The following is a 24,479-nucleotide window of genomic DNA, read 5'->3' on the forward strand; positions in this document are numbered from 1 at the left end:
GGAAAGACGCTCAGGCTACCTCACAAAGTGCGTCTGGCCCAATCGTCAGGGACACCCTTTGGCCGTCGGGCAGCAGGTCGGCGGCGGTACGGTTGAGCACGTCCACCAGCAACTGCACGCCGTGGGCCTGCACCCGGTAGCGGATTACGTTGCCCAGCAGGCTATGGCTGCGGATCTCGCCGTCCAGGGCACCGTCAATCCCCAGTTCGATGGCTTCCGGGCGAATCGCCACGCGGGTGTGGATCGGCCGCTGCAGCAGGGCGCTGGCTTGGGCGGCATCGAGCAGGTTGTAATTGCCGATGAAACCGGCAGCGAACGCATCGACCGGCGCCGTGTACAGGCTCTGCGCATCCCCGCTCTGGACGATGCGGCCCTTGTTCATCAGGAAGATGCGGTCGCTCATGGTCAACGCCTCTTCCTGGTCGTGGGTGACGAAAATCGTGGTCAGACCCAGTTCCCGCTGGATCTGCCGGATCTGCTCGCGCAGGTGCTTGCGGATACGTGCATCCAGGGCCGACAGGGGCTCGTCGAGCAGCAACAGGCGCGGGCGGGTGACCAGCGAGCGGGCCAGGGCGACCCGTTGGCACTGGCCGCCGGACAACTGATGGGGATAGCGCCCGGCAAACTCACCCAGCTCCACCAGCGCCAGGACCTCGGCCACGCGGCGTGAGCTTTCGGCGCCCTTGACCTTTTGCATGCGCAAACCGAAGGCGACGTTCTGTTCCACGTTCATGTTGGGAAACAGGGCATAGCTCTGGAAGACCATGCCGATATCGCGCTTCTGCGGGCCAAGCGGAGCAAGGTTTTGGCCATCGAGCAGGATCGTGCCGGCATTGATCGGGGTCAGCCCGGCAATGGCGCGCAACAGGGTCGACTTGCCGCAGCCGGAGGGCCCGAGCAGGGTGATGAATTCGCCTCGCTCGACGGTGAAGCTGATATCGCTGAATACCTCGGTAGTGCCGTAGCGCTTATCCAGTCTTTCGACGCTGACGAAGCTCATATCAGTCTTTGTCCTTGTTCAAGCGATTGGCACCCCAGGTGAGCAGCAACACGAAAAGAAAATAGGAGATCACCAGCGCACTGTTGAAGTGGCCGCTGCTGTTGCGCATGTTGTTCAGGTAGACCTGCAGGGTTTCGTAGCGCGTGCCCACCAGCAGGTTGGCGAACACGAACTCGCCGAACAGGAACGAGAACGAGAGCAGCAGGGCGATCATCAGGCCCTTGCGCAGGTTGGGCAGCACCACCAGAACAGCCGCCTGGAACGTGCTGGCGCCCAACAGCTGCGCTGCGTCCATCAGGTCGCGCAGGTTGATCGCCTGCAGGTTGTTGGTGATGGCGCGGTACATGAACGGCAGGGCCACGGTGAAATAGCAGCCGATCAGGATCCAGGGTGTGCCGACCATGGCCAGCGGTCCCGAGCCGTACAGGTTCAACAGGCCTACCGAAGACACCACCGGGGGCACGGCGAAGGGCAGCAGGATGAGAATGTTCATCAGCGCATCCAGCCGCGGAAAGTGGTAGTGCACCACGAACAGCAGCGGCAGGATCACCAGCACCGACAGCACCAGCGCACCGACGCAGACCACCAGCGACTGGCCAAAGGCCTGGAGGAATCGCGGGTCGCCCCACAGCTGCAGGTACCACTTGAAGGTCAGCCCGCTGGGCAGGATCGATGCCGACCAGCTGGTGGCGACCGAGTACAGCAGGGTACCGGCCAACGGCAGCAGCAGAATCAGGAACAGCAGCCAGACCACGGCCCGGTGGTAGAGGCCGGGTGCGTCGAGTTCAGCGCGCGACATGGTAGCTCCTGCGCAACAGCCATTGATGGACAAGGGTGACCAGGGTCATCAGCCCCACCAGGATCATGGCCAGGGCGCTGGCCAGGTTGGGGTCCAGACTGATGTCGCCGGCCACCATGGCGGCGATGCGGATCGGCAGCACGTTGAAATTGCCGGTGGTCAGCGCGTACACCGTGGCGTAGGCACCCAGCGCATTGGCCAGCAGGATGACGAAGGTGCCCAGCAGCGCCGGGGTCAGCACCGGCAGGCCGATGTGGCGCCAGTAGGCCCAGCCGTTGGCCCCGAGCAGGGCGGCGGACTCGCGCCAGTCTTCGCGCAACGCGTCGAAAGCGGGGTAGAGCAGCAGTACGCCCAGCGGGATCTGGAAATAGGTGTAGGTGATGATCAGGCCGGTCTTGGAGTACAGGTTGAAATCGTCGATCAGGCCGCTTTGCTTGAGCATCATGGTAATCGCGCCATTGAAACCCAGCAGGATGATGAAGGCGAACGCCAGCGGTACGCCGGAAAAGTTGCTGGTCATGTTGGCGAAGGCGCTGACGAAATCCCGTAGCCGCGAGTCGACCCGGCGCAGTGAACTGGCGCCGATGACGGCGATGACGATGCCGAACAGGCTCGACCAGAAGCTGATTTCCAGGCTGAACTGGATGGCCTGGCGATAGAACCGCGAGCCGAAGGCCTTGCTGAAGTTGTCCAGGCTCCAACCGGCGTCGGTCTGCACGCTGTGGATCGCCACCCAGGCCAGGGGGGCGATCTGGAAGACGAAAAAGAACAGGGCGAAGGGCACCAGCAGTAGCAGGGCCAGGGTTCTGCCGCGGGTGGTGGTGGTCACTGTTGCATGGCTCCGGGGTGTCAGGGATGTCGGCGTTGGCGGCTTCGCGGCCGCTGACCGCTCCTACAGATGTTGCGGGGTATCGGAGGTGATCGGTGTTGGCCTCTTCGCGGGCAGAGCCCCGCTCCCACAGGGATCGACGCTCCTGCTCATGTGGGAGCGGGCTCTGCCCGCGAAGAGGCCCTACCTGATGCACCGCGATCACTGCATCTCGAAGATCACCTGCTCCTGCCACTGCTGTGGCAGGGCCTTGGAGCTTGCCTCCCAGACGTCCGGATTCTTGATCGGTGTGACATGGCGATACTGCTCGGCCGGCAGCAGCTTGGCCGCGACATCATCCGGCAGCTTGATGTGGTCGGCACGGATCGGCCGGGCGTAGCCGCGCGCCAGGTTGATCTGCCCGGCATCGCTGAGGATGTACTCGCGGGCCAGCTTCGCGGCATTCGGGTGCTTGGCGTACTTGTTGATGATGGTGGTGTAGCCGGAAATCACCGACCCGTCGGAAGGGATCAGCACATCGAAGCGTTTCGGATCGATCTGGTCGCGATAGCTCAGGCCATTGAAGTCCCAGACCACACCCACTTCGATCTCGCCTTTTTCCAGGGTCTGGATGGTCGGGTTGGCCAGGGACAAGCGTTTCTGCTTGGCCAGTTCGGTGAACAGTTGCAGGCCCGGCGCCAGGTTGCTTTCATCGCCCTTGAAGGCGATTGCCGCCGCCAGCACGCCATTGGCTGCCTGGGCCGCGGTGCTTACATCACCGATGGCCACCTTGTACTTGCCGTTCTTCAGGTCTGCCCAGCTTTTCGGGGCATCTTCGGGTTTGACCAGTTGCTTGTTGACGATGAACGCGATGGTGCCGGTGTACGCCAGCATCCAGTGGCCATCGGCATCCTTGGCCCAATCGGGGATCTGCGCCCAGGTGGAAGGCTTGTAGGCCTGGGTCACGCCCTGTTTCGTGGCGATGGGGCCAAATGCTGCACCGACATCGCCGATATCGGCACTGGCGTTGTCTTTCTCGGCAGCGAACTTAGCCACCTCTTGCGCCGAGCTCATGTCGGTGTCCATGTGCTTGAGGCCGTACTTGCTGGCCAGGTCGTCCCAGGTGCCCTTCCAGTTGGCCCAGGCGTCGGGCATGCCGACGCTGTTGACCATGCCTTCGGTCTTGGCCGCGGCTTCAAGGGTTTGCAGATCGGTATCTGCGGCCGAAGCCAGGTTGCACAACGCGATGCTCGAACCTAACAGTGTGGCCAGGAAAAGCTTTTTCATCCGGTGCTCCTATGGGCGCCTATCGAAACGAGGGGACTGTCGACGACTGGATTGATCTGGATTCAGCAATACCCGAGCCAACGTAGGTGACGCTCATGACATTTTGACGTCGAGCACGTCGGCCACAGGCATGCCCAGGGCAGTCGTGCCCTTGGAGGCTAAGCGTAGACGAGATTTGCCGCTTCGATCGGTGCTAAGGAAAGGCAGTTGCAAGCGGACATGTACACAAGGGTATGCACGGACAGGCGGCCGCAGGAAAGCAGGAGAGCAGGGTAGCGGGACCGCGAGCCGGGCCCTGCAACCAAACGGATGCATCAGTGCATCAGTGGTTCACGGTAAAGGCGAGCATCGCCGAGAGTTGGCACATCGGTCGACCGCTTTCGGCATGCCACTGATTGAATGCCGCCTGGACCGCCGCCTGATCGCGTTTGGAACTGGGCACTTTGTCGACGATCTCCTGGGCGCTCAGTGCCGCTACCACGTCCCAACTGGGAATGAAGGTGTCCTTGCCCACCATGCGCAGGAAGCGTGGCGCCGACAACCCGCCCATCTGGTTGCCATGCTTGGCGATGTACTGCCATAGCCCGGTGATGTCCTCTACCGGCCAATCGGCGATGAAGTCACCGAAACTGCCGTGTTCCATGGCCACGTCGAGAATCATCTGGGCGTTGCGCGGCACGCTCTTGAGCTTGCCGAAATGGCGGATGATGCGCGTGTCCTGCATCAGCCGTTCCAGGCGCTCGGCGCCCATCAGCACGATTTTCTCCGGATCGAAGCCGAAGAACACCTCTTCGAAGGCAGGCCATTTCGAGTCGACCAGGCTGTGCTTCAAGCCTGCGCGGAAGACCCTCAGGGCCATGGTGGACAGGTAGCGGTCGGCGCTGATCTTGCGCAGCTGCGCCGCAGACTTGGCCGTCGGCAAACGCGCTTCCAGCGCCTTCTGCGAGCCGAAGCGATTCAGGCAGTACTCGTTCAGCCACTTGTAGTCATGCATGGAACCGGTGTCCTCAACTGCTGGATGAATGCACGGGCAGCTCGCCTTCGCGCAGCCAGACCTCGTCGATGCGGTGGTCCGGTGCCTTGTGCAGAATCATCTGCGCCCGATCGCGGGTCACCAGGATGTTTTCCGTGAGGTTCTTCAGGTTGACCTCTTCCCACAAATAGTCGGCGCGCGCCTGTGCAGCGTCGCCCGATAGAGTGGTCAGGCTCATGAAGCGTTCCATGTACCAGTGACGAATGTCCGCAGTAGGCGCATCCAGGTAGATGGAAAAGTCGTGGGCGTGGTCCAGCTGCAGGATGTTCAGGCCTTCCAGAATGAGAATGTCGGGCTGGTCGATCAGGTGGAAGTGGGTGTCGATGTCCTTGAGCGCCTGTGAATAGACCGGCACCTGCAAACCGCGCACACCTTGCCTGAGGTCATGCAGAAACGCCTTCAAGTCGTCGGTGCGATAGCTTTCCGGGAAGCCCTTGCGGGGCATCAGCTGGCGCTGTTCCAAAATCCGGTTGGGATACAGAAAACCATCGGTGCTGACCACCTCGACCCGCGGTGCTTGCGGCCAGCGCTCGAACCGCTCCTTGAGCAGCGTGGACAGGGTGCTCTTGCCCACGGCGACGCTGCCGGCGATGGCCACCACGAAGGTGTGCCGATGGCCCAGATAGTGCTGGTGGATGTGTTCGCTGATCCAGGCCAGCGGCGACTCGTCGCCGAGGGCCGTGGCGGGGTACTTGGTGTAGGTGTGGATACTCAAGCGTGACCCGCCATCGTGCGATTCAACCTGCGATTCAACCCGAGATTCAACTTAGCCACGCGGTGTGCTCAACAGTTGTGCGGTCTGGCCCAGACGCTTGCCCAGCGCCCGGCAAAGGGTCTTTTCGTGCTCGTCGAGCAGGCGCTTGCCGTCGGCACCGGCGTGGTGGCTGGCGCCATACGGGGTGCCGCCGCCCTGGGTTTCCACCAGTGCCGACTCGCTATAGGGCAGCCCGGTGACGAGCATGCCGTGGTGCAGCAAGGGCAGCAGCATGGACAACAGGGTGGTTTCCTGGCCTCCGTGCAGGCTCGCGGTGGAAGTGAATACCCCGGCCGGCTTGCCGACCAGGTCGCCACTGAGCCACAGGCTGCTGGTACCGTCGAGGAAGTACTTGAGCGGCGCGGCCATGTTGCCGAAGCGCGTCGGGCTGCCCAAGGCCAGGCCGGCGCAGTTCTTCAGGTCGTCGAGGCTGGCGTATACCGCGCCTTGCTCGGGAATTGACGGTGCGACGGCCTCGCACTCGGTGGAGATCGCCGGCACGCAGCGCAGACGTGCCTCCAGCCCGCTGGATTCGACACCGCGGGCGATCTGTCGGGCCATCTCGGCGGTGGCGCCGTTGCGGCTGTAATAGAGCACCAGGATGTAAGGTGTGTTCACGACAGAATCTCCAGTACGTTTTCCGGTGGACGGCCGATCACCGCGCGCTCACCGTTGACCAGAATCGGACGCTCGATGAGTTTCGGGTGGCTGGCCATGGCTTGCACCAGTTGTTCTTCGCCCAGCGTCGCGTCGGCCAGGTCCAGGGTCTTGTATTCCTCTTCGCCGGTGCGCAGCAAGGCCCGGGCGCTGACGCCCAGCTTGCCCAGCAGGGCGTGCAAGGTGGCCGCATCGGGAGGCGTTTCCAGATAGAGCACCACGACGGGCGCAAGCCCGCGGGCGTGCAGCAGCTCCAGCGCCGCGCGTGATTTGGAGCAGCGCGGATTGTGGTAAAGGGTCAGTTGGGTCATGGGAAAAGTCGCCTCCGGCATCCAGTGGCGGGTATTCTAACCACGTGGCGGTATTCGGTCGCCTTTTTCGCATGGCCTCGGGAATAAGGAAGGATAGACCCATGAACTGGCGTATCAAGACCCACCTCGCGCCGCTGGCTGGCCTGTTGCTGGGCGCCCTGCTGCTGGGCGGTTGCGGCGGCGACTACGGGCCCGATCAGCATGGCACGCAGGTCGGCGCCAAGACGCTGGACAAGCAGTGGCTGGTGATCAACTACTGGGCCGTATGGTGCGGGCCGTGCCGCCGTGAGATCCCCGAACTCAATGCGCTGTCGCAGAGCCTGGAAGGGCAGGGCGTGCGCGTGATCGGGGTGAACTTCGACAACCTGCAGGGCGACGAATTAAGCGCCGCCGCGAAGACCCTGGGAATCGACTTCACGGTGCTGGCCCAGGATCCAGCACCGCGCTTCGAGCTGCCCCGCAGCCAGGCCTTGCCCGTCACCTACCTCATCGATGCCCAAGGCAAGGTGCGCGACCAGTTGCTCGGTGAGCAAACCGCCGCCGGCATCAAGGCGCGCCTGACAGCCCTGCAGCGCGGCGAAGGCTGAGAAGCCGCAGGTAGGGGGTTTGCCTGATGTTGCACTCCGGCTGTAAGGGGCTGGCTGACTCATACGCGGCTTCGCACAGCTGATGGATGCTGCCTGCGTGCGTTGAGCCCAGGCATGCGGGTGCTAGTATTCACAGATGCCGCCGCGAGGGGGAAATCAATCACGAAGATCGAGTCCGTCCATGGATGTAATGACCGGATTAAGGATGATTATTTTGAAGGATCGAAGCATAGAAGTTACTTATGAGAAAATGTATGCCTATGAAGAGGAGATAAAGAACAGTATTTCCATCAAGACCCAATTGATATTCACTGCCATCTTCGCGCTCTTGTCCGTATCTGCGTATTTGGCTAGATTTCTGGACTTCACTGAACGTCATGGTATTGCTTATGTGATCGCTTCTTTGATTCTATTGGTGATTGTCATTATTTCGGTTTCTGTTTATTTCAACTGCAGGGCATTCAGTGGGTCTGAGTTCAATCGAATGCCATATGCCGCTGAGGTAAAAAAATACCATGACGACCAACTAAACTATAACAGTGAGGTCAAGAAATATAATTTCCAGGTCAGCCATGCCGAACAACTTGATCTCGTAGACCCCATACATGAAACCGAGTCTTATATTTCCCAAACCTACGTGCGGTGCGCAACTCATAACGCATTGGTCAACGAGCAACGTTCAAGATGGGTCTTCAAATCGGTTGCAGCCTTCCTGATCGCGTGCATACCTCTCGTGTTGGCAAGCGTCCTGTTCGTTGTCTTTGATATGGATACATCGTCTCCGAGAAAAAACCTGTCTATCAGGGACAGCTATGTAGGAGATGAGATCTCGTCGTTAAAGAATCAGCTCCTTGCTGGTCCTGGACGTAATCAGATAGCAGATTTGGAAAAAAGGACTATAATTCTGGAAAATGCTTTGCTTGCAATGAGGTCGAGAACATTGAGTGACTCTGAAAAAGCCACTGCTGAACAGCAGTCAAAGCCTCCAGCTCCAGTCAAACCTGCAGCCCCCCCTCGTCGAATGACATTGGATGAGGCGCCACCAGGAGAAAGAAAATGAAACCCGACAACGAGAAATCCAAGCCGAATGGCTATATCAAGCCGATTCCGCCGAAGAAACCTTCTGTCCCGGTAGTAAGGCGCGTGGTCAATGAAAAGGTGATCAACAGGAGCGAAATTGCTTTAGGTGGCTGAAGCGCTGATCAATGATCATTGATTGGCCTCAGGCTCACTGCACCAGATAGATGATGCCTGGGTGCGCTCATGATCAACTGTAAGGCTTGGCGCCTTTTTTTACGTTGTCCATCTTGCTGAGTCGCTGAGCACCCACGGTGCATAGCGCGCCTCAACGGTGCGCCGCACCTGAAAATTCCTGACCCACTCAACCGCGCTGACCCTCGTTTAACGTGATCCGCTCGATCCGATGGGGTTGGCGCATGTATTGCAAGCACCCTCGCACACAATGCAATCGATGCCGATTGCCCCCACACGACAACGGTGCCGTGCTGCCCGCTCTGATGAGCGAAGGCAGCCGGCGCCGTTTTTGTTTTGTAGCCAGCAGCGAGGAACGCCGATGACCCGCACTTCTGTCCGTAGCGTGTGCCCGTACTGCGGGGTGGGCTGCGGTATCGTAATGACCGTCGAGAACGATCGGGTGGTCAAGGTCAGCGGTGACAAGCAGCATCCGGCCAACGCCGGGCGCCTGTGCACCAAGGGCAGCAGCTGTGCCCAGCCGCTGACTGATCCGGGCCGGATGCAGCATGCCTATGTGCGCCAGGGCCGCAGCCACGAGCCGGTGCAGTCGAGCATGGACATGGCCATCGCAGACGCCGGTAGCCGTTTGCGGCAGATCCTCGATGAACATGGCCCGGATGCACTTGCTTTCTACGTCTCCGGGCAGATGTCACTGGAAGCCCAGTACCTGGTCAACAAACTGGCCAAGGGCTACGTTCGCACCCGGCACATCGAGTCCAACTCGCGGTTGTGCATGGCCAGTGCGGGGAGCGGCTACAAGCTGTCGTTGGGTGCCGATGGCCCGCCCGGCTCCTATGATGATTTCGACCACGCCGACGTGTTCCTGGTGATCGGCGCGAACATGGCCGACTGTCATCCAATTCTGTTCCTGCGCCTGCTGGACCGGCTCAAGGCGGGCGCCAGGCTGATCGTCGTCGACCCGCGACGTACTGCCACTGCCGACAAGGCCGACCTCTTTCTGCAGATCGAGCCGGGCACCGATCTGGCCTTGCTCAACGGCTTGTTGCACCTACTGCATACGAACGACGCTACCGACTCGTCTTTCATCGCAGCGCACACCGAGGGTTGGGACGAAATGCCGGCTTTTCTGGCCGACTACACCCCGGCCCGGGTAGCCGAGATCACCGGCCTCGACGAACAGGCGATCCGGCAGGCCGCGCAGTGGATCGGTGGCGCCGCGAACTGGATGAGTTGCTGGACCATGGGGCTGAACCAGAGTATCCAGGGCACCTGGAACACCAATGCGCTGTGCAACCTGCACTTGGCCACGGGCGCCATCTGCCGTCCGGGCAGTGGGCCGTTTTCCCTGACCGGCCAGCCCAATGCCATGGGCGGACGCGAAATGGGCTACATGGGGCCTGGTCTGCCCGGCCAGCGCTCATTGCTGGTGGACGCGGACCGGGCCCATGTCGAGCAGCTGTGGAACATCCCTTCCGGCAGCCTGCGCAAGGAAGGCAACGCCGGTACCATCGACCTGTTCCGGCAGATGGGCGAGGGCGCGATCAAGGCCTGCTGGATCATCTGCACCAACCCGGTGGCCAGTGTCGCCAACCGCCGGCAAGTGATCGAGGGCTTGCAGGCCGCCGAACTGGTGATCACCCAGGATGCGTTTCTCGATACCGAAACCAACCGCTACGCCGACGTTCTGCTGCCGGCTGCGCTGTGGGCCGAAGCGCAAGGGGTGATGATCAACTCCGAGCGCAACATGACCTTGATGCCCAAGGCCGTGAACGCACCGGGACAGGCCTTGGCCGACTGGCAGATCATCGCCCGGGTGGCCTGCGCCATGGGCTTCGCCGAAGGCTTCGACTACGCCAGCGCCGAGCAGGTCTATGAAGAGCTGCAACGGTTCGACAATCCGCAGAGCGGCTATGACATCCGCGGCGCAAGCTATGCGCAACTGCGCAAGCAGCCAAGGCAATGGCCCTCTGCGCCAGGCCAGGACGCTCCGCGCAGCCCGATTCGCTACCTGACCGACGCCGGGCCGCGCTTTCCCACCGCCAGCGGGCGCGGACGTTTCTTCGCCCGTCCGCATCTGCCGCCCGCCGACCTGCCCGACGGCCAGTTCGCGATGGTGCTCAATACCGGCCGTCTGCAGCACCAGTGGCATACCCTGACCAAGACCGGCAAGGTCCCTACGCTGAACAAGCTCGACCCTGGCCCGTTCATTGAAATCCACCCCGACGATGCCGAGCGCCTGAGCATCGGCGAGGCCGATCAAGTGCAGGTCCGCTCGCGGCGCGGCCAGGCGGTATTGCCGGCACGCATCAGCGACCGAGTACGGCCAGGCAATTGCTTCGCGCCGTTTCACTGGAGCGATGTCTACGGCAGCGACCTGGCCATCAATGCGTTGACCAGCGACGCCAGCGATCCGCTGTCGCAACAGCCCGCGTTCAAATTCGCGGCCGTGGCCCTGCAACGCGTCGGCTCGCCGAAGATCACCCTGCACGACCTCGATCCAGCGCTGGCCGAGGCCGTTGCGCCGCTTGCCGGGCAAGCGGGGACCCTGGTGCTCTGGGCCTCGCAGACCGGCAACGCGCAAGCCATCGCCGAGCGCTGCGTGCAGACCCTGCGCGAGCGCGGCGCGCCGGTGCTGCTGCGCGGCATGGACGAGATCACTACCGCCGACCTGCTGGCGGCGCGCGACGTATTGCTGGTGACCAGCACTTTCGGCGACGGCGACGCACCCGACAACGCGGTGCGCCTGTGGGCGCAGCTGCAGGCCGAGGGCATCGAGCCCTGCTCGGACCTGCGCTACGCGGTGCTGGCGCTGGGCGATTCGAGTTACGGACAGTTCTGTGGCTTCGCCCGCAAGCTGGACGCACGCCTGCAGCAGTTGGGTGGGCAGCGCCTGCTGGCCCGCGTCGAGTGCGAACCTGACGATCAGGAGCTTGCCGAGCAGTGGACCCAGGCCGTTGGCCTGCTGCTGGCGGGCGCCCCGCTTGGCGAAACGACCCCGTTGGCGACCCAGGCCCCACTGCTGTACACCCGCAAGCGGCCATGGCTGGCGCGGGTCCTGCACAATCAGGTGCTCAATGCGCCGGGCACCGAGAAGGAAGTTCGCCATGTGGTGTTCGACCTCAAGGACAGCGGGCTGGTGTACGAGGCGGGCGATGCGCTTGGGGTGTGGCCGAGCAACTGCATGAGCCTGGTCGAGGAACTGCTGGCGTGCCTGGGTCTGGACAGCAGCGAGCGGGTGATGCTCAAGGGGCAGGGCGAACAGCCGCTGGCGGTGGCGCTGCACAAGCATCTGGACATTACCCGCATCACCCCGCAGTGGCTGGCGTTCATTGGCCAGCGCTGCGCCGATCCGCTGCTGGCCACGCTGCTCACGCCCGACCGCGCCGGTGAGCTCCAGCAATGGCTGTGGGGTCGGCAACTGATCGACCTGCTCGACGCCTTTCCCGTCACACTCACCACGCAGGAACTGCTTGGCCTGCTCAAGCCGCTGCAGCCGCGGCTGTATTCCATCAGCTCGAGCGCCCGCACCGACCCGCAGCAGGTGCACATCACCCTCTCGACGGTGCGCTATCACTGCAACGAGCGTGTGCGCAGCGGGGTGTGTTCGGGCTTTCTGGCGGATCGCTCGGCGGCGGCGCTGGTACCGATCTTCGTGCAAAAGGCCACCCAGTTTCGCGTGCCCAGCCAACCCGAGACACCGATGATCATGGTCGGACCGGGTACCGGCATAGCGCCGTTTCGCGCCTTCCTCCACGAGCGGCAGGCGCTCGGCCACAGCGGACGCAATTGGCTGCTGTTCGGCGAGCAGCGCGAGCTCAGCGACTTCTACTACCGCGACGAGCTGCACGCCTGGTTGCGCAGCGGCCATCTGCATCGGCTCGATACAGCGTTCTCCAGGGATCAGGCGGAAAAGATCTACGTCCAGGACCGCTTGCGCCAGCAGGGTGCCCAGGTCTGGCAATGGTTGCAGCAAGGTGGCCATTTCTATGTCTGCGGGGATGCCAGCCGGATGGCCAAGGATGTCGATGCGGTGCTGCGGCAGGTAGTGGCCGAGCACGGCGGCATGAGCGAGGTACAGACCGAGGCTTATATGGCGCAGCTCAGTCGCGACAAGCGCTACGTGCGGGATGTGTACTGAAACGGTGCGTGGTGCACTGGGATGGGTCTTGTTGTCAGTGAGGGCTTCTTCGCGGCGAGCCCTCTGCCCGCGGAAAGGCCCTACCTGACACACACCAAACCACCCTGGCACGCAATCTGCTTTCACCTTGGCCAAGTCCCGGTGATCAACGACGATCACCCCACCGGACAACCTCAATTCGACCATCAGGCAAAGGCGCCTGGAGCATTCGCTCCAGGCGTTTTTTTTTGCCCGATGGTCAAGGCACCGTGACCCGCTTGGAGATACCTATGAATGCGCTCGTGAACCTCAGGCCCCGGCAGAAGCTCATCGTTATCGGCAACGGCATGGTGGGTCATCATTGTGTCGAGCAGCTGATCGAGCGCAGCGCGGTCGATCGCTACGAGATCCATGTCTTCGGCGAAGAACGCCAGCGCGCCTACGATCGAGTGCACTTGTCCGAATACTTCGGCGGCTCGTGTGCCGAAACCCTGGCCTTGGGCGATGCTCAGCTGTATGGCCTGCACGGCGTCACCCTGCACCTGAGCCAGCCGGTGCTCGAGATCGACCGCCAGGCGCGCGAAGTGGTCACCGCCACTGGGCGGCACGGCTACGATGTGCTGGTACTGGCCACCGGCTCGTTCCCCTTCGTGCCACCGATTCCAGGTTGCGAAGGCAACGCACGGCTGGTCTATCGCACCCTGGACGATCTGGACGCCATTCGTGCAGCCGCGTGCGGTGCGCGCCGTGGTGTGGTGGTCGGCGGCGGTCTGCTCGGCCTCGAAGCGGCGAATGCCTTGAAGTCGCTCGGGCTGGAAGCTCACGTGGTCGAATTCGCCTCGCGTCTGATGCCCGTGCAGTTGGACGTCGACGGCGGCGCTGCCTTGCGTGCGCGCATCGAGGCATTGGGGGTGGGCGTGCACACCTCCCGTGCCACGCAGAACGTCGAGGCCGGCGAGACCCATCGCTACCGGATGAACTTCGACGGCGGCGAGTTCCTGGAAACCGACCTGATCGTATTCTCCGCCGGCATTCGTCCCCAGGATGCGCTGGGCCGCGCCTGCGGGCTGGAGATCGCCGCCCGCGGCGGCATCGTCATCGACCCGCACTGCCGCAGCAGCGACCCGGCGGTGTATGCGATCGGCGAATGCGCATCATGGAACGGCAGCGTCTTCGGCCTGGTGGCGCCGGGCTACAGCATGGCCCGCAACGTGGCTTGCGAGCTGGCCGGGGAGGCGCCGGTGGCGTTCAGCGGCGCCGACATGTCGACCAAGCTCAAGCTGTTGGGCGTCGACGTCGGCTCCATCGGCGATGCCCATGCCACCACGCCGGGCGCCAAGAGCTACCGTTTCATCGACGAAGCCAACGCCAGCTACCGGCGCCTGGTGGTGGACGCCAGTGGCAAACACGTTCTGGGCGCTGTGCTGGTCGGTGACAACAGTTACTACGACACCCTGCTGCAATATGCCCAGAACGGCATCGCCTTGCCGGCCGACCCTTCGACGCTGATCCTGCCATTGTCAGACGGTGCGCCCCTGCTGGGCGCCGATGCGTTGCCGGACACCGCCATGATCTGCTCTTGCCACAACGTCAGCAAAGGGGCGATCTGTTCTGCCATCGATGGAGGCTGTGGCGACCTGTCGGCGCTCAAGTCCCAGACCAAGGCCTGCACCGGTTGCGGCGGCTGCGCCGCGCTGCTCAAGCAGGTGTTCGAACATGAGCTGATTGCTTGCGGCGTCAGCGTCGACAAGAGCCTGTGCGAGCATTTCGCCTACACCCGCGCCGAGCTCTATGCCCTGGCCCGTGTCGAGGGCATCGCCAGCTTCGAGGACATGCTTGCCCGCCACGGCCGCGGCGCAGTGGGGTGCGACGTGTGCAAGCCCACCGTCGGCAACATCCTCGCCTCCTGCTGGAACCAGCCGATCATGGACCCCTCGCTGGTGCCGCTGCAGGACACCAACGATACGTTCATGGCCAACATGCAGAAGAATGGTACCTACTCGGTAGTGCCACGCATTCCGGGTGGTGAGATAACCCCGGACAAGCTGATCGCCATCGGTGTGGTGGCGAAGAAATACGACCTCTACACCAAGATCACCGGCGGCCAGCGCATCGACCTGTTCGGTGCCCAGTTGCACGAGTTGCCGGAGATCTGGAGCGAGCTGATCGAAGCCGGCTTCGAGACCGGTCATGCCTACGGCAAGTCGACCCGTACCGTGAAATCCTGTGTGGGCAGCACGTGGTGCCGCTATGGCGTGCAGGACAGCGTGGCCATGGCCTTGCGCATCGAGGATCGCTACAAGGGCCTGCGCTCGCCGCACAAGCTCAAGTTCGCCGTGTCCGGCTGCACCCGCGAATGTGCCGAGGCGCAGAGCAAGGATATCGGCGTGATTGCCACCGAGAAGGGCTGGAACCTCTACGTGTGCGGCAACGGCGGCATGCGTCCGCGGCACGCCGAACTGTTCGCCACCGATCTTGACGATGAACAGCTGATTCGCTACATCGACCGTGTGCTCATGTTCTACATCCGTACCGCCGACAAGCTGCAGCGCACCTCGGTGTGGCGCGAAAGCCTGGAGGGCGGGCTGGAATTCCTCAAGCAGGTCGTGCTGGAGGACAGCCTGGCCCTGGGCGCCGAACTCGAAGCGCAGATGCAGCGGGTGGTCGATCACTATGAATGCGAATGGGCCAATGCCCTGAAGGATCCGGAAAAGCTCAAGCGCTTCCGCACCTTCGTCAACGACAAGCGTGCGGACCCGGGTGTGCAGTTCGTCAAGGAACGTGGCCAGCGTCGCCCGGCGCAGGTGGGCGATGTGGTCACGTTGATCCCGGTGATGGAGGAGGTGTTGTGATGCAGGCGGCCAAGGCGGTGCAAGCGATGGACTGGCAAGCAGTGTGCGATCGAGCGGACTTGATCGCCAATTCCGGTGTAGTGGTATGGCTGCACGGCGACCAGGTGGCAGTGTTCTACCTCCCCGACGCGGGCGAGGGCCGGGTGCTGCACGCCATCGACAACCACGACCCGCGCTCGGGCGCCAATGTGCTGGGGCGTGGCATCGTCGGGTATCTGCAGGGCGAGCTGGTGGTGGCTGCGCCGCTGTACAAGCAGCATTACTGTTTCAGCGACGGGCGCTGCCTGGAGGCGCCGGAGCAGGGCATCAGGGTGTGGCCGGTGCGCTTCAATGGTGATCGGGTGGAGATTGGCAGGGTCTAGGGTGGTCTTGCCGGCCTCTGCCTGCGAATGGGCCCTCACTGCCAAAGCAAACCCCATGGCCCAATGCTACGATTGGCGCCATGAACCTCGACAGCCGCATCAAATTCCGCCACCTGCTGTGCTTTCTCGAAATTGCCCGCCAGGGCAGCTTCGCCAAGGCTGCCGATGGCCTGTCCATCAGCCAGCCGGCGATTTCCAAGACGCTCAAGGAACTCGAAGACCTGCTGCAGACCCGCCTGTTCGACCGCGACAAGAGCGGCGTCGAGCTGACCGCCGCCGGCGTGCGCTTTATGCGTTATGCCGGGCCCTGCGTGCAGGCCTTGCGCGACGGCGTCAGCAGCCTGCGCGGCGAGCCCCATGAAGCCCCTCAGGTGCGCATCGGCGTGCTGTCGACCGTGGAAAGCCAGCTGTTGCCCGAAGTACTCTGCCGCCTGCACGAACGCCACGCCGCCCTGGTGGTCAGCGTGGCGACCGGGCCGGGTGCCTATCTGCTGGCGCAACTGCACGTCGGCGAACTGGACCTGGTGATCGGCCGCATGACCGACAGCCCGCAGATCCAGGGTCTGTCGTTCGAACACCTGTACAGCGAATCCATGACGCTGGTCGTGCGTCCGGCGCATCCGCTGCTGCAGATGCGCCCGCTGAGCGCCGAACAGGTCGGCAGCTACCCCTGGGTGCTGCCGCTGGCCGGTACGACTATTCGCAAGCATGCCGACAGTTTGTTCGTGCAATGCGCCATCACGCCCTCGGCGCAACGTCTGGAAACGCTTTCACCGACCCTCAGTCGACGCTACGTCGCAAGCAGTGACGCCATCTGGGTGGCCCCGCGCGATGCGGTGCAGCGCGATATCGCCACCGGCCAGCTGTGCGAACTGGATCTGGGCGTGCACGAGCCGGGTGGTTCGGTGGGTATCTGCCGCAACGCCGCGCTGCCGCTGGCCTTGCCGGCTCAGTGGCTGTGCGAGGTGGTGCGTGAAGTGGCTGCGCACTACGGCCAGGCACCCAGCCCTGCGTGACACATGTTTCATCCAGCCGCTGCCGCACCACTTTCCTTTTGCTGGCCTGAACTTATCGTCTTTTTGCCTCTCTCATGCCGGTAGCCATTGGTCGTGGCCGCCTGATAAGCTCGCGGCCTCATTCGATTGCCCTTATGGCGCATGAACAAGGAAATAGCATGAAACAGCATCGGTTGGCGGCGGCAGTTGCCTTGGTCACCCTGGTCCTCGCAGGTTGCGATTCCCAGACCAGCGTCGAGCTCAAAACCCCGGCGCAGAAAGCTTCCTACGGTATCGGCCTGAACATGGGCAAGAGCCTGGCTCAGGAAGGCATGGACGATCTCGACTCCAAGGCCGTTGCCCTGGGTATCGAAGACGCCGTCGGCAAGAAAGAGCAGAAGATCAAGGACGACGACCTGGTCGCAGCCTTTGCCGATCTGCAGAAACGCGCCGAAGAACGCATGACCAAGATGAACGCCGAGGCGCAGACCGCCGGCAAGAAGTTCCTCGAGGACAATGCCAAGAAAGACGGCGTGGTCACTACCGCCTCCGGCCTGCAGTACCAGGTCATCAAGAAGGCCGAAGGCGCCCAGCCCAAGCCGACCGATGTGGTTACCGTTCATTACGAAGGCAAGTTGATCGACGGCAAGGTCTTCGACAGCTCCATCGAGCGCGGCGCGCCCATCGATCTGCCGGTCAGCGGCGTGATCCCGGGCTGGGTCGAAGGCCTGCAACTGATGCACGTGGGCGAGAAGGTCAAGTTGTTCATTCCGGCTGATCTGGCCTACGGCGCGCAGAGCCCGAGCCCGACCATTCCAGCCAACTCGGTGCTGGTGTTCGACCTCGAGCTGATCGCCATCAAGGACGCAGCCAAGGCTGCCGCTGACGCTGAAGCTGCAACCGACGACGCCGAAGTCGAAGAAGCAGCACCCGCCAAGTAAGCTGCTTCGTTTCCCGGAACGCCCCGTCTCGACGGGGCGTTTTCGTTTGAACCGGGTCTGTGCCAATGGGTCTTAAAGGAAGCGGCAGTAACTGTTTTCAGAACGCTGCGTCAAGGATTTTCGCGGGTTTTTTGTGTGAGTAAAAAACGCCCGATTTGACCTCAGCCCTTGAAAACCGGGCAGGTCAGGCGCGAAAAGCGGCTCTGTTCACAAGGTTATCCACAAATACTGTGGATAACCTCAAACCATCATTCGGCACCGGAGGGCTCATGAAAGCACCTTGGAATTTCACTCGTTTCCTGCCCATTGCCGAACGTGTCCTGAGTCGAGGCCGCCTGCCGGCCCTGATCTTCGCCGTGGCACGCAAGGGCAAGGGCTACCGGCTGGGCGCTTTGAAAGAGGACGTGCAACTGCTGCAGGCCCTGTGCCTGGCGTACTGGCGCGGCGAGTACCGCAGCATCAGCCCCAAGGCACTGGTGTCCATCGTTGCCGGACTGGTCTATTTCGTCAGCCCCATCGATGCAATCCCCGACTTTTTGATCGGTGTCGGCATGCTCGACGACATTGCCGTATTGGCCTGGGTGATGAAGACCCTGTCCGGGGAACTCGATGCGTTCCGTGCCTGGCGTCAGCGTCAGTCGCCGGAGAAACTGCGAGTGCTCGAACGCCTGCCAGCCTCGGAGAAGGATCTGGAACTGGAAAAGTCCCACCGCTGAAGCCGCCCCGCTGGCTTTGGCGCGCAGTTAACGCCCCGGAGTCGGCAATCCCCTGTTAACATTCCGCCATTACGCTCGCATCGTCCGATGTGCGCGCTCATCGGGCGGGAGGATGCAATGGGGGTTCAAGTGATCAGCCGCGACGGCCAGCCGGAGTATGCGGTCGTGCCATGGGACGAGTATCAGCGGTTGATTGCTGCAGCTGCGGTCAACCCGGTTGGCGCCTCTGCCGACGTCGCAGCCTCGCAGCCTGCTGCCGACCCTGTCAGCGCTGCGCCGCTCGCGCCCCCGCCAGGCTTCGAGCGTCTGCGCGAACTGCGCGAGGCGCAGGGCCTGCCGCTTGAAAGCCTGGCGCGCGCCGTGGGCATCAGTCCCTCCTACCTGTCGATGATCGAAACCGGCGAGCGGGAACCGGATGCCGCCATTCGCCGCAGCCTCGCCTGGGAGTTGGGGGTGCCGGGCTGGAGCACCCGCTCGTGAGCGTGCGCATCAGTCGGCAGCAATGGGACGGCCTGCTCGGCGAGCTGGACCACGCTCGCCGCCAGCGTCACCTGCTCACCTACCGCGCGCTGCTCGAACGCCTGGAATTGCCCACGCCCGCTATGCAGACACTGACGGCGGCACTCGAATACCTGGCCATGATCGACGCCCGCGCCGATCAGCCACTGCGCAGCTCGCTGGTGATCAGCCAGGGCGCCAGCCGCCTGCCGCGTACCGGGTTTTTCGAGTGTGCGGAAAAACTCGGACGTTTCTGTGGACCGTCGGATGGCGTTGCCGCCGCCTCGTGGCATGCCTCGGAAGTGGCGCGGGTGTTCGAATACATCTACCCGCCCACTACGACGGCCTGAGTCGTCAGGCCGACTCGGCGAGCTGCGTGTCGATCACGTGCACACTGGACCCCTGGACCTCTTTGGCCAGGTGCTTGGCCTGCGAAGCCATTTCCGCCAGTTGACTGCCATCCATGAGGCTACAGGCCTCGGCCCGCAAATGAACCACGCCGATGGACAGCGACAGCAGGGCAAATCGTTGCTGCTCGCCGCGACGATCCGTGGCTAGAAAACAGCCTGCTTGCAGATGCTCGGGGCGATAGAAGCGCCGGCACTGGTGCTGGAAGTCTTCCTGTAACTGACTCAGGCGCCGGCACCAGTCGGCCGGACTGATGACCAGGATGAAATCGTCGCCACCGATGTGGCCGACGAAGTCTCGGCTCGGATCCACGCGCTCGCTCAGGCACTGGGCCAGGCACAGCAGCACCTCATCGCCACGTGCGTAGCCATAGATGTCGTTGAAGGGCTTGAAGTTGTCGATGTCCACATAGCAGATGATCGCCTCGCGGCCCTGTTCCAGCACACGGGTCAGGCACTGCTGGATCGGCACGTTGCCAGGCAACAGGGTCAAGGGGTTGGCATGCCTGGCCTGCTGGATTTTCAGCTCGGTGATCAGCTTGAGCACGTCGATGACCCGGCCCAGCCCCAGGTAGCACCCACCCTGGATGACGATGAAGTCTTCCTCGATCCGCTGCCGCGCACGCCCGGTGAGCAAACGGCTGACCTGTTGCAGCGATTGTTTGCAGTCCACTGCCAGAAAATCATTGCTCATCAGCCGGCTGATCGGCTTGCGCGCGAACAGCTCGGTGGCGAATGGCTTGAGCAATGCATCGGACAGCGAGTGCCGATGAACGATGCCGCACGGGCGCCGCTCGCCGTCGACGACGGCGAGGGTGTTCAGGTTGGCCTGCAGCCGGAAGGCTTCCAGGACCTGCTGAGTCGGCGTATCGCGATGCACCGCAGCCTGCTCGATGATCAACGGTGCGAGGTCGCTGCCGTTGTCGCCAAGCGGCGGATTGCCGTCCTCGAGCCGCGGGACCAGCCCACGTGCGTCCCGTGGCGGCTGTTCCTGAGGGCGGCAGAGCAGATAACCCTGGACCAGGTCGACACCCATTTCGATCAATACCAGCAACTCCTCGACCAGCTCGATGCCTTCGGCGATCACCTGGGCCCGGGAAGCCTTGGCGATCTGCAGAATGGAACCGACGAATTCGCGCTTGAGTGCATCCTGGTGGATGCCGTCGATGAAGTGTCGGTCGATCTTCACATAGTCCGGACGCAACTCGGACCACAGGCGCAGGCTTGAATAGCCTGCACCCAGATCGTCCAGGGCAATCGAAAAGCCCATGGCGCGGTAGTGATGCAGGGCGTTGAACAGCAGTTGGAAATCGTCGGTAGGAGTCTGCTCGGTGAGTTCGATGACCACCTGGCTCGGGCTGATGCCGTAGCGCTGCAACAGCTGCAACGTGCGGCCGTCCTCGTGCAGCGGTTCGAGCAGCGACTCGGGCGAGACGTTGAGAAACAGCTTGCCGTCCAGGCGCTGTTCGCTGAAACGGCGGCAGGCGGTTTCCCGACACATCACTTCCAGCTCGTTGAGCCGACCGGCCTGGCGTGCCACCGCGAACAGATTGATGGGCGAATGCAATGGGCTGTTCGAAGGCCCCCGGCTCAATGCCTCGAAGCCCAGTATCTGCCGTTGCGACAGTGACACGATCGGCTGGAACAAGCAGTGCACACCGCCTTGGGCAAGAATGGTGTCCAGGGCGCTGAGCTGTTCTATGACGGTCATCGGTTCCTACCTTGCTGAATGTCGTGCTGGCCGGTCGCGCGAACGGGTCGAAAGCCGCGGGCCAGACGCAAAAAAAGACCCGCTGCAGGCGCAGCGGGTCCCTATTTCACGACAGCTTCATGTCGGTTTGATGACCGTCCTGTCACCTATCCGTCAATGCAGGGCCATGCTCCGGTCAATGCTTGGCCACCGACGTGTTGAGCTTTAGGTAGTCGAGCAGAATGCGCCCGGTTTCCGCGAGGTAGGCGTCATCTTCCGGCTTGGTCTTGTCCGGATCGGCACCCAGGGCATCCTCGTCTTCCTTCTTCAGCTCTTTCAGCGGTTCTTCGCCTTTGGCCTTGCGTCGGGTGTTCTCCAGGGCTAGTTGCTTGGCTTCGATATCGCTGTGCTGCGCGCGGCGGTCGGCTTCGTTCAGGCTGACGGTCTTCTCTTTCATCAACTGCTCGGCCAGGGCCAGGCGATCGCGGATATAGATGAATTCCGGGTCCTTGACGGTGCGGGCGTCGTGGTCGGCGGTCAGCTTGGCCAGGTAGGGCTTGAACGGATCGCTGGCCGGCTTGATGGCCGGGCGGATGGTGTCCCAGGGCATGGCTTCGGGCAGTGCGCTTTCACCGATTTCCTTGGTGTCGATGATCGACGGGTAGGCGATGTCCGGCAGTACACCCTGGTGCTGGGTACTCTGCCCGGAGACGCGGTAGAACTTGGCCAGGGTCAGCTTGAGCTCGCCATGGTTGAGCGGCTGGATGGTCTGCACTGTGCCCTTGCCGAAGGTCTGGCCGCCGACGATCAACGCGCGGTGGTAGTCCTGCATGGCGCCGGCGAAAATCTCCGAGGCCGAAGCCGACAGGCGATTCACCAGCAGCGCCAGCGGGCCCTTGTAGAACGCACCGGGGTTTTCATCTTCAAGTACGTCGACGCGGCCATCGGCGTTGCGCACCAGCACGGTCGGACCTTTCTCGATGAACAGGCTGGTCAGTTCGGTAGCTTCCTGCAGGGAGCCGCCGCCGTTGTTGCGCAGGTCGATGACCACGCCGTCGACTTTCTCTTTCTGCAATTCGGTGAGCAGCTTGCGTACATCGCGGGTGGTCGACTTGTAGTCCGGGTCACCGGCGCGGAACGCCTTGAAGTCCAGGTAGAACGCAGGAATCTCGATCACGCCGAGCTTGTAGTCGCGGCCGTTTTCCTTGAGGTTGAGGATCGACTTTTTCGCCGCCTGTTCTTCAAGCTTGACCGCTTCGCGGGTGATCGAGACGATCTTGCTGGTCTGGTCGTTGGGCGCATTGGTGTGCGGAATCACTTCCAGGCGCACGGTGGAGCCTTTCGGCCCGCGAATCAGCTTGACCACTTCATCCAGGCGCCAGCCGACCACGTCGACCATTTCCTTGTCGCCCTGGGCAACACCGATGATCTTGTCGGCAGGGGCGACCTGCTTGGTCTTGTCGGCCGGGCCCGCGGGGACCAGGCGGACGATCTTGACCTGGTCGTTGTCGCTCTGCAGGACCGCACCGATACCTTCGAGCGACAGGCTCATGTTGATGTCGAAGTTTTCCGCGTTGTCCGGAGACAGGTAGTTGGTGTGCGGATCGTAGGACTGGGCGAAGGTATTGATGTAGGCCTGGAAGATGTCCTCGGCGCGGGTCTGGTCCAAACGCGCGAGCTGGTTCTTGTAGCGCTTGGACAAGGTGTCCTGGATCTGCGCTGCGTCCTTGCCGGCGATCTTCTGGCGCAGCACTTCATCTTTCACGCGCTTGCGCCACAAGTCGTCGAGTTCGGCCTCGTTTTTCAGCCAAGGGGCATCCTTGCGGTCTACCAGCAGGGTTTCCTTGGTGGTGAAGTCGAACTTGTCGACGCCCTTGTTCAGTTCGGCCAGGGCGAAGTCCAGGCGTGCCTTGACCCGGTCCAGATAGCGCTTGTAGATGACGAAACCGGGATCCAGGTTGCCGTTCTTCAGGAAGTCGTCGAACTGGGTCTTCCACTTGTCGAATTCGGCGATGTCGGCCGCAGTGAAATAACTGCGCGAGGGATCGAGCAGCTTGATGTAGCTGTCGTAGATGATGACCGAGCGCGCATCGTTGAGCGGCGGCTTGCTGTAATGATGACGCTTGAGCAGCTCGACGACATTGAGGCTGGCCACCACTTCGTCGCGATCCGGCTGAAGTTTGTCCCAGCTGTTGGCAGCGAAGGTATTGGCGGACATCGACAGGGTGCCGAGGCCGATACACAGCGCCAGGGCACTGCCGGGAATGAAATGCTTCATGCTGATTCGACGTGGGGGCAATTGATCACGCATATTAGGCCGTCTTTGAATTCGCCGGTTCCGTTGAAGCCGGACGCATAATGCGAAAAGCCCGACGCCAAGGCGTCGGGCTCAGTCATGACTCAACTATGGAGGCACCGTGAAGGCATTGCAAGGCGTGGAAGGACATGTGGAGTGGCTCGAACAACCGAGCCCGACGTGTGACGTGGGTCAAGTGAAGATTCGGGTAGCCGCGGCCGGCCTCAATCGGGCCGACCTGATGCAGCGCGCAGGCTTGTACCCGCCGCCGCCGGGTGCCAGCGATATCCTCGGCCTGGAATGTGCGGGCGTCATCAGCGAAGTCGGCGTGGGATCGTCCTGGCAGGTCGGCGACCGTGTCTGCACCTTGCTGGCTGGTGGCGGCATGGCCGAAGAAGTGGTGGTCGATGGCCGCCATGTGCTGCCTGTGCCCGAGGGGCTGAGCCTGCACGAAGCCGCGGGCATCGTCGAGGTCTACGCGACGGTGTGGCTGAACCTGTTCCAGCTGGCCGACCTGCAGCCGGGCGAGAAGGTCCTGCTGCATGCCGGTGCCAGTGGCATTGGCTCGGCGGCGATCCAGCTGTGCAAGGCGTTCGGCAACCCAACCTGGGTCAGCGTTGGTTCCGCCGAGCGCCTGGCCTATTGCGAAGCGCTGGGCGCCCAGGGCGGTGTGGTACGCGGCGACGGGCTTGAAGCGCTGAAGGACCTGGGGCCCTTCAATGTGATCCTCGACCCGGTCGGCGCCAACTACAGCGAGCTGAACCTGGACGTAGTGGCACTGGACGGGCGCTGGGTGATGATCGGCCTGATGGGCGGTCGCGAGGCGCAGTTCGACCTGGCCAAGGTGCTGGCCAAACGGGTGCGCCTGCAGGGTTCCACCTTGCGCAGTCGTGACGATCAGTTCAAGGCCGACCTGCTCAGTGACCTGGGCCAGCAGGTATGGCCATTGTTCACCGAAGGGCGTTTGAAGTCGCAGTTGGCCAAGACGTTTCCGATTGCCGACGCCGAAGCGGCGTTCGAAGCGCTGGCGAGCAATCAGATTTCCGGGAAGGTGGTGCTGGTGATCGACGAAACCCTGAGCTGAGCCCAGGGCTTTCGTCATGCGAACCCCGTGACCGGCTGCGAACGAGCGGTCACGGGGTTCGGCGTAGCGG

General features: G+C 62.6%; 22 protein-coding genes. 12 read left to right on the forward strand and 10 right to left on the reverse strand.

Translation table 11 applies throughout. The annotated features are described in order from the left end of the window. Positions 1–10 precede the first annotated feature (10 nt). The 8 genes from IFU31_RS19135 to arsC form a co-directional block, all read right to left on the reverse strand. Positions 11–1,000, reverse strand: coding sequence for an ABC transporter ATP-binding protein (locus IFU31_RS19135; RefSeq protein ID WP_192104207.1), 990 nt, complete (start codon positions 998–1,000; stop codon positions 11–13). A 1-nt stretch (position 1,001) separates the two neighbouring features. Then, positions 1,002–1,799, reverse strand: coding sequence for an ABC transporter permease (locus IFU31_RS19140; protein WP_122479202.1), 798 nt, complete (start codon positions 1,797–1,799; stop codon positions 1,002–1,004). Further along, positions 1,786–2,628 (reverse strand): ABC transporter permease subunit, encoded by an 843-nt coding sequence (locus IFU31_RS19145; RefSeq protein WP_192104209.1) that lies wholly within the window; start codon positions 2,626–2,628, stop codon positions 1,786–1,788. The genes IFU31_RS19140 and IFU31_RS19145 overlap by 14 nt, the downstream gene beginning before the upstream one ends. Positions 2,629–2,829: 201 nt before the next feature. Continuing rightward, positions 2,830–3,894 carry an ABC transporter substrate-binding protein gene (locus IFU31_RS19150; protein ID WP_122479200.1) on the reverse strand — a complete coding sequence of 355 codons (1,065 nt, stop codon included), beginning with the start codon at positions 3,892–3,894 and terminating at the stop codon, positions 2,830–2,832. Positions 3,895–4,216: 322 nt separating this feature from the next. Continuing rightward, the gene (locus IFU31_RS19155; RefSeq protein WP_122479199.1) at positions 4,217–4,888 is read right to left on the reverse strand and encodes a DNA-3-methyladenine glycosylase I; all 672 of its coding nucleotides are present in this window, start codon (positions 4,886–4,888) and stop codon (positions 4,217–4,219) included. Between the two features lie 13 nt (positions 4,889–4,901). After that, entirely contained in the window at positions 4,902–5,642 is a 741-nt protein-coding gene (locus tag IFU31_RS19160; protein ID WP_192104211.1) for a type I pantothenate kinase, read from the reverse strand. Positions 5,643–5,693: 51 nt separating this feature from the next. Then, positions 5,694–6,299, reverse strand: a complete 606-nt coding sequence (gene wrbA / locus IFU31_RS19165) for an NAD(P)H:quinone oxidoreductase (RefSeq protein WP_192104213.1) — start codon at positions 6,297–6,299, stop codon at positions 5,694–5,696. Beyond that, entirely contained in the window at positions 6,296–6,649 is a 354-nt protein-coding gene (arsC, locus tag IFU31_RS19170; protein WP_185793873.1) for an arsenate reductase (glutaredoxin), read from the reverse strand. The genes wrbA and arsC overlap by 4 nt, the downstream gene beginning before the upstream one ends. Positions 6,650–6,750: 101 nt before the next feature. Here arsC and IFU31_RS19175 point away from each other — a divergent pair, with 101 nt between their 5' ends. The 11 genes from IFU31_RS19175 (at position 6,751) to IFU31_RS19225 (ending at position 19,282) form a co-directional block, all read left to right on the forward strand. After that, positions 6,751–7,236, forward strand: coding sequence for a TlpA disulfide reductase family protein (locus IFU31_RS19175; protein ID WP_192104215.1), 486 nt, complete (start codon positions 6,751–6,753; stop codon positions 7,234–7,236). A 181-nt stretch (positions 7,237–7,417) separates the two neighbouring features. Then, complete coding sequence (locus tag IFU31_RS19180; protein WP_122479194.1) at positions 7,418–8,296, forward strand: hypothetical protein; 879 nt, start codon at positions 7,418–7,420, stop codon at positions 8,294–8,296. Beyond that, a complete protein-coding gene (locus IFU31_RS19185) occupies positions 8,293–8,430 on the forward strand; it encodes a hypothetical protein (RefSeq protein WP_163007603.1) in 138 nt (45 codons plus the stop codon). Before IFU31_RS19180 ends, IFU31_RS19185 begins: the two co-directional genes overlap by 4 nt. Before the next feature lie 379 nt (positions 8,431–8,809). Continuing rightward, positions 8,810–12,589 (forward strand): bifunctional nitrate reductase/sulfite reductase flavoprotein subunit alpha, encoded by a 3,780-nt coding sequence (locus IFU31_RS19190; protein ID WP_192104217.1) that lies wholly within the window; start codon positions 8,810–8,812, stop codon positions 12,587–12,589. Positions 12,590–12,858: 269 nt separating this feature from the next. After that, positions 12,859–15,420: a nitrite reductase large subunit NirB gene (gene nirB / locus IFU31_RS19195; RefSeq protein ID WP_192104218.1), complete on the forward strand. Its 2,562-nt coding sequence runs from the start codon at positions 12,859–12,861 to the stop codon at positions 15,418–15,420. Further along, positions 15,420–15,782 carry a nitrite reductase small subunit NirD gene (gene nirD / locus IFU31_RS19200; protein WP_192104220.1) on the forward strand — a complete coding sequence of 121 codons (363 nt, stop codon included), beginning with the start codon at positions 15,420–15,422 and terminating at the stop codon, positions 15,780–15,782. The genes nirB and nirD overlap by 1 nt, the downstream gene beginning before the upstream one ends. An 80-nt stretch (positions 15,783–15,862) precedes the next feature. Next, positions 15,863–16,798: a pca operon transcription factor PcaQ gene (gene pcaQ, locus IFU31_RS19205; RefSeq protein WP_122479190.1), complete on the forward strand. Its 936-nt coding sequence runs from the start codon at positions 15,863–15,865 to the stop codon at positions 16,796–16,798. Between the two features lie 158 nt (positions 16,799–16,956). Further along, positions 16,957–17,718: an FKBP-type peptidyl-prolyl cis-trans isomerase gene (locus IFU31_RS19210; protein ID WP_122479189.1), complete on the forward strand. Its 762-nt coding sequence runs from the start codon at positions 16,957–16,959 to the stop codon at positions 17,716–17,718. Positions 17,719–17,987: 269 nt separating this feature from the next. Continuing rightward, complete coding sequence (locus tag IFU31_RS19215) at positions 17,988–18,434, forward strand: YkvA family protein (protein ID WP_122479188.1); 447 nt, start codon at positions 17,988–17,990, stop codon at positions 18,432–18,434. 117 nt (positions 18,435–18,551) lie between these two features. After that, positions 18,552–18,914 (forward strand): helix-turn-helix domain-containing protein, encoded by a 363-nt coding sequence (locus IFU31_RS19220; protein WP_192104222.1) that lies wholly within the window; start codon positions 18,552–18,554, stop codon positions 18,912–18,914. Further along, positions 18,911–19,282, forward strand: coding sequence for a hypothetical protein (locus IFU31_RS19225; RefSeq protein WP_192053898.1), 372 nt, complete (start codon positions 18,911–18,913; stop codon positions 19,280–19,282). Before IFU31_RS19220 ends, IFU31_RS19225 begins: the two co-directional genes overlap by 4 nt. A 4-nt stretch (positions 19,283–19,286) precedes the next feature. Here IFU31_RS19225 and IFU31_RS19230 read toward each other — a convergent pair whose 3' ends face one another. Further along, on the reverse strand, positions 19,287–21,050 hold the full coding sequence (locus tag IFU31_RS19230) for a bifunctional diguanylate cyclase/phosphodiesterase (RefSeq protein ID WP_192104224.1): 1,764 nt from the start codon (positions 21,048–21,050) through the stop codon (positions 19,287–19,289). A gap of 175 nt (positions 21,051–21,225) precedes the next feature. Then, positions 21,226–23,307 carry a carboxy terminal-processing peptidase gene (locus tag IFU31_RS19235; protein ID WP_192053901.1) on the reverse strand — a complete coding sequence of 694 codons (2,082 nt, stop codon included), beginning with the start codon at positions 23,305–23,307 and terminating at the stop codon, positions 21,226–21,228. Between the two features lie 139 nt (positions 23,308–23,446). Here IFU31_RS19235 and IFU31_RS19240 point away from each other — a divergent pair, with 139 nt between their 5' ends. Beyond that, positions 23,447–24,409 (forward strand): zinc-binding dehydrogenase, encoded by a 963-nt coding sequence (locus IFU31_RS19240; RefSeq protein ID WP_192057526.1) that lies wholly within the window; start codon positions 23,447–23,449, stop codon positions 24,407–24,409. Positions 24,410–24,479: the final 70 nt, after the last annotated feature.

Source organism: Pseudomonas sp. CFBP 13602, from assembly GCF_014842725.1.
Classification (GTDB): domain Bacteria; phylum Pseudomonadota; class Gammaproteobacteria; order Pseudomonadales; family Pseudomonadaceae; genus Aquipseudomonas; species Aquipseudomonas baltica.

Excerpts from the sequence above, each read along its gene's own strand:
- nirB (WP_192104218.1), top strand. The coding sequence starts at position 12,859 with ATGAATGCGCTCGTGAACCTCAGGCCCCGGCAGAAGCTCATCGTTATC.
- IFU31_RS19190 (WP_192104217.1), top strand. The coding sequence starts at position 8,810 with ATGACCCGCACTTCTGTCCGTAGCGTGTGCCCGTACTGCGGGGTGGGC.
- IFU31_RS19235 (WP_192053901.1), bottom strand. The coding sequence starts at position 23,307 with ATGAAGCATTTCATTCCCGGCAGTGCCCTGGCGCTGTGTATCGGCCTC.
- IFU31_RS19150 (WP_122479200.1), bottom strand. The coding sequence starts at position 3,894 with ATGAAAAAGCTTTTCCTGGCCACACTGTTAGGTTCGAGCATCGCGTTG.
- arsC (WP_185793873.1), bottom strand. The coding sequence starts at position 6,649 with ATGACCCAACTGACCCTTTACCACAATCCGCGCTGCTCCAAATCACGC.
- IFU31_RS19155 (WP_122479199.1), bottom strand. The coding sequence starts at position 4,888 with ATGCATGACTACAAGTGGCTGAACGAGTACTGCCTGAATCGCTTCGGC.
- IFU31_RS19180 (WP_122479194.1), top strand. The coding sequence starts at position 7,418 with ATGGATGTAATGACCGGATTAAGGATGATTATTTTGAAGGATCGAAGC.
- IFU31_RS19185 (WP_163007603.1), top strand. The coding sequence starts at position 8,293 with ATGAAACCCGACAACGAGAAATCCAAGCCGAATGGCTATATCAAGCCG.
- IFU31_RS19215 (WP_122479188.1), top strand. The coding sequence starts at position 17,988 with ATGAAAGCACCTTGGAATTTCACTCGTTTCCTGCCCATTGCCGAACGT.
- IFU31_RS19220 (WP_192104222.1), top strand. The coding sequence starts at position 18,552 with ATGGGGGTTCAAGTGATCAGCCGCGACGGCCAGCCGGAGTATGCGGTC.
- IFU31_RS19230 (WP_192104224.1), bottom strand. The coding sequence starts at position 21,050 with ATGACCGTCATAGAACAGCTCAGCGCCCTGGACACCATTCTTGCCCAA.
- IFU31_RS19210 (WP_122479189.1), top strand. The coding sequence starts at position 16,957 with ATGAAACAGCATCGGTTGGCGGCGGCAGTTGCCTTGGTCACCCTGGTC.
- pcaQ (WP_122479190.1), top strand. The coding sequence starts at position 15,863 with ATGAACCTCGACAGCCGCATCAAATTCCGCCACCTGCTGTGCTTTCTC.
- IFU31_RS19135 (WP_192104207.1), bottom strand. The coding sequence starts at position 1,000 with ATGAGCTTCGTCAGCGTCGAAAGACTGGATAAGCGCTACGGCACTACC.
- IFU31_RS19140 (WP_122479202.1), bottom strand. The coding sequence starts at position 1,799 with ATGTCGCGCGCTGAACTCGACGCACCCGGCCTCTACCACCGGGCCGTG.
- IFU31_RS19175 (WP_192104215.1), top strand. The coding sequence starts at position 6,751 with ATGAACTGGCGTATCAAGACCCACCTCGCGCCGCTGGCTGGCCTGTTG.
- nirD (WP_192104220.1), top strand. The coding sequence starts at position 15,420 with ATGCAGGCGGCCAAGGCGGTGCAAGCGATGGACTGGCAAGCAGTGTGC.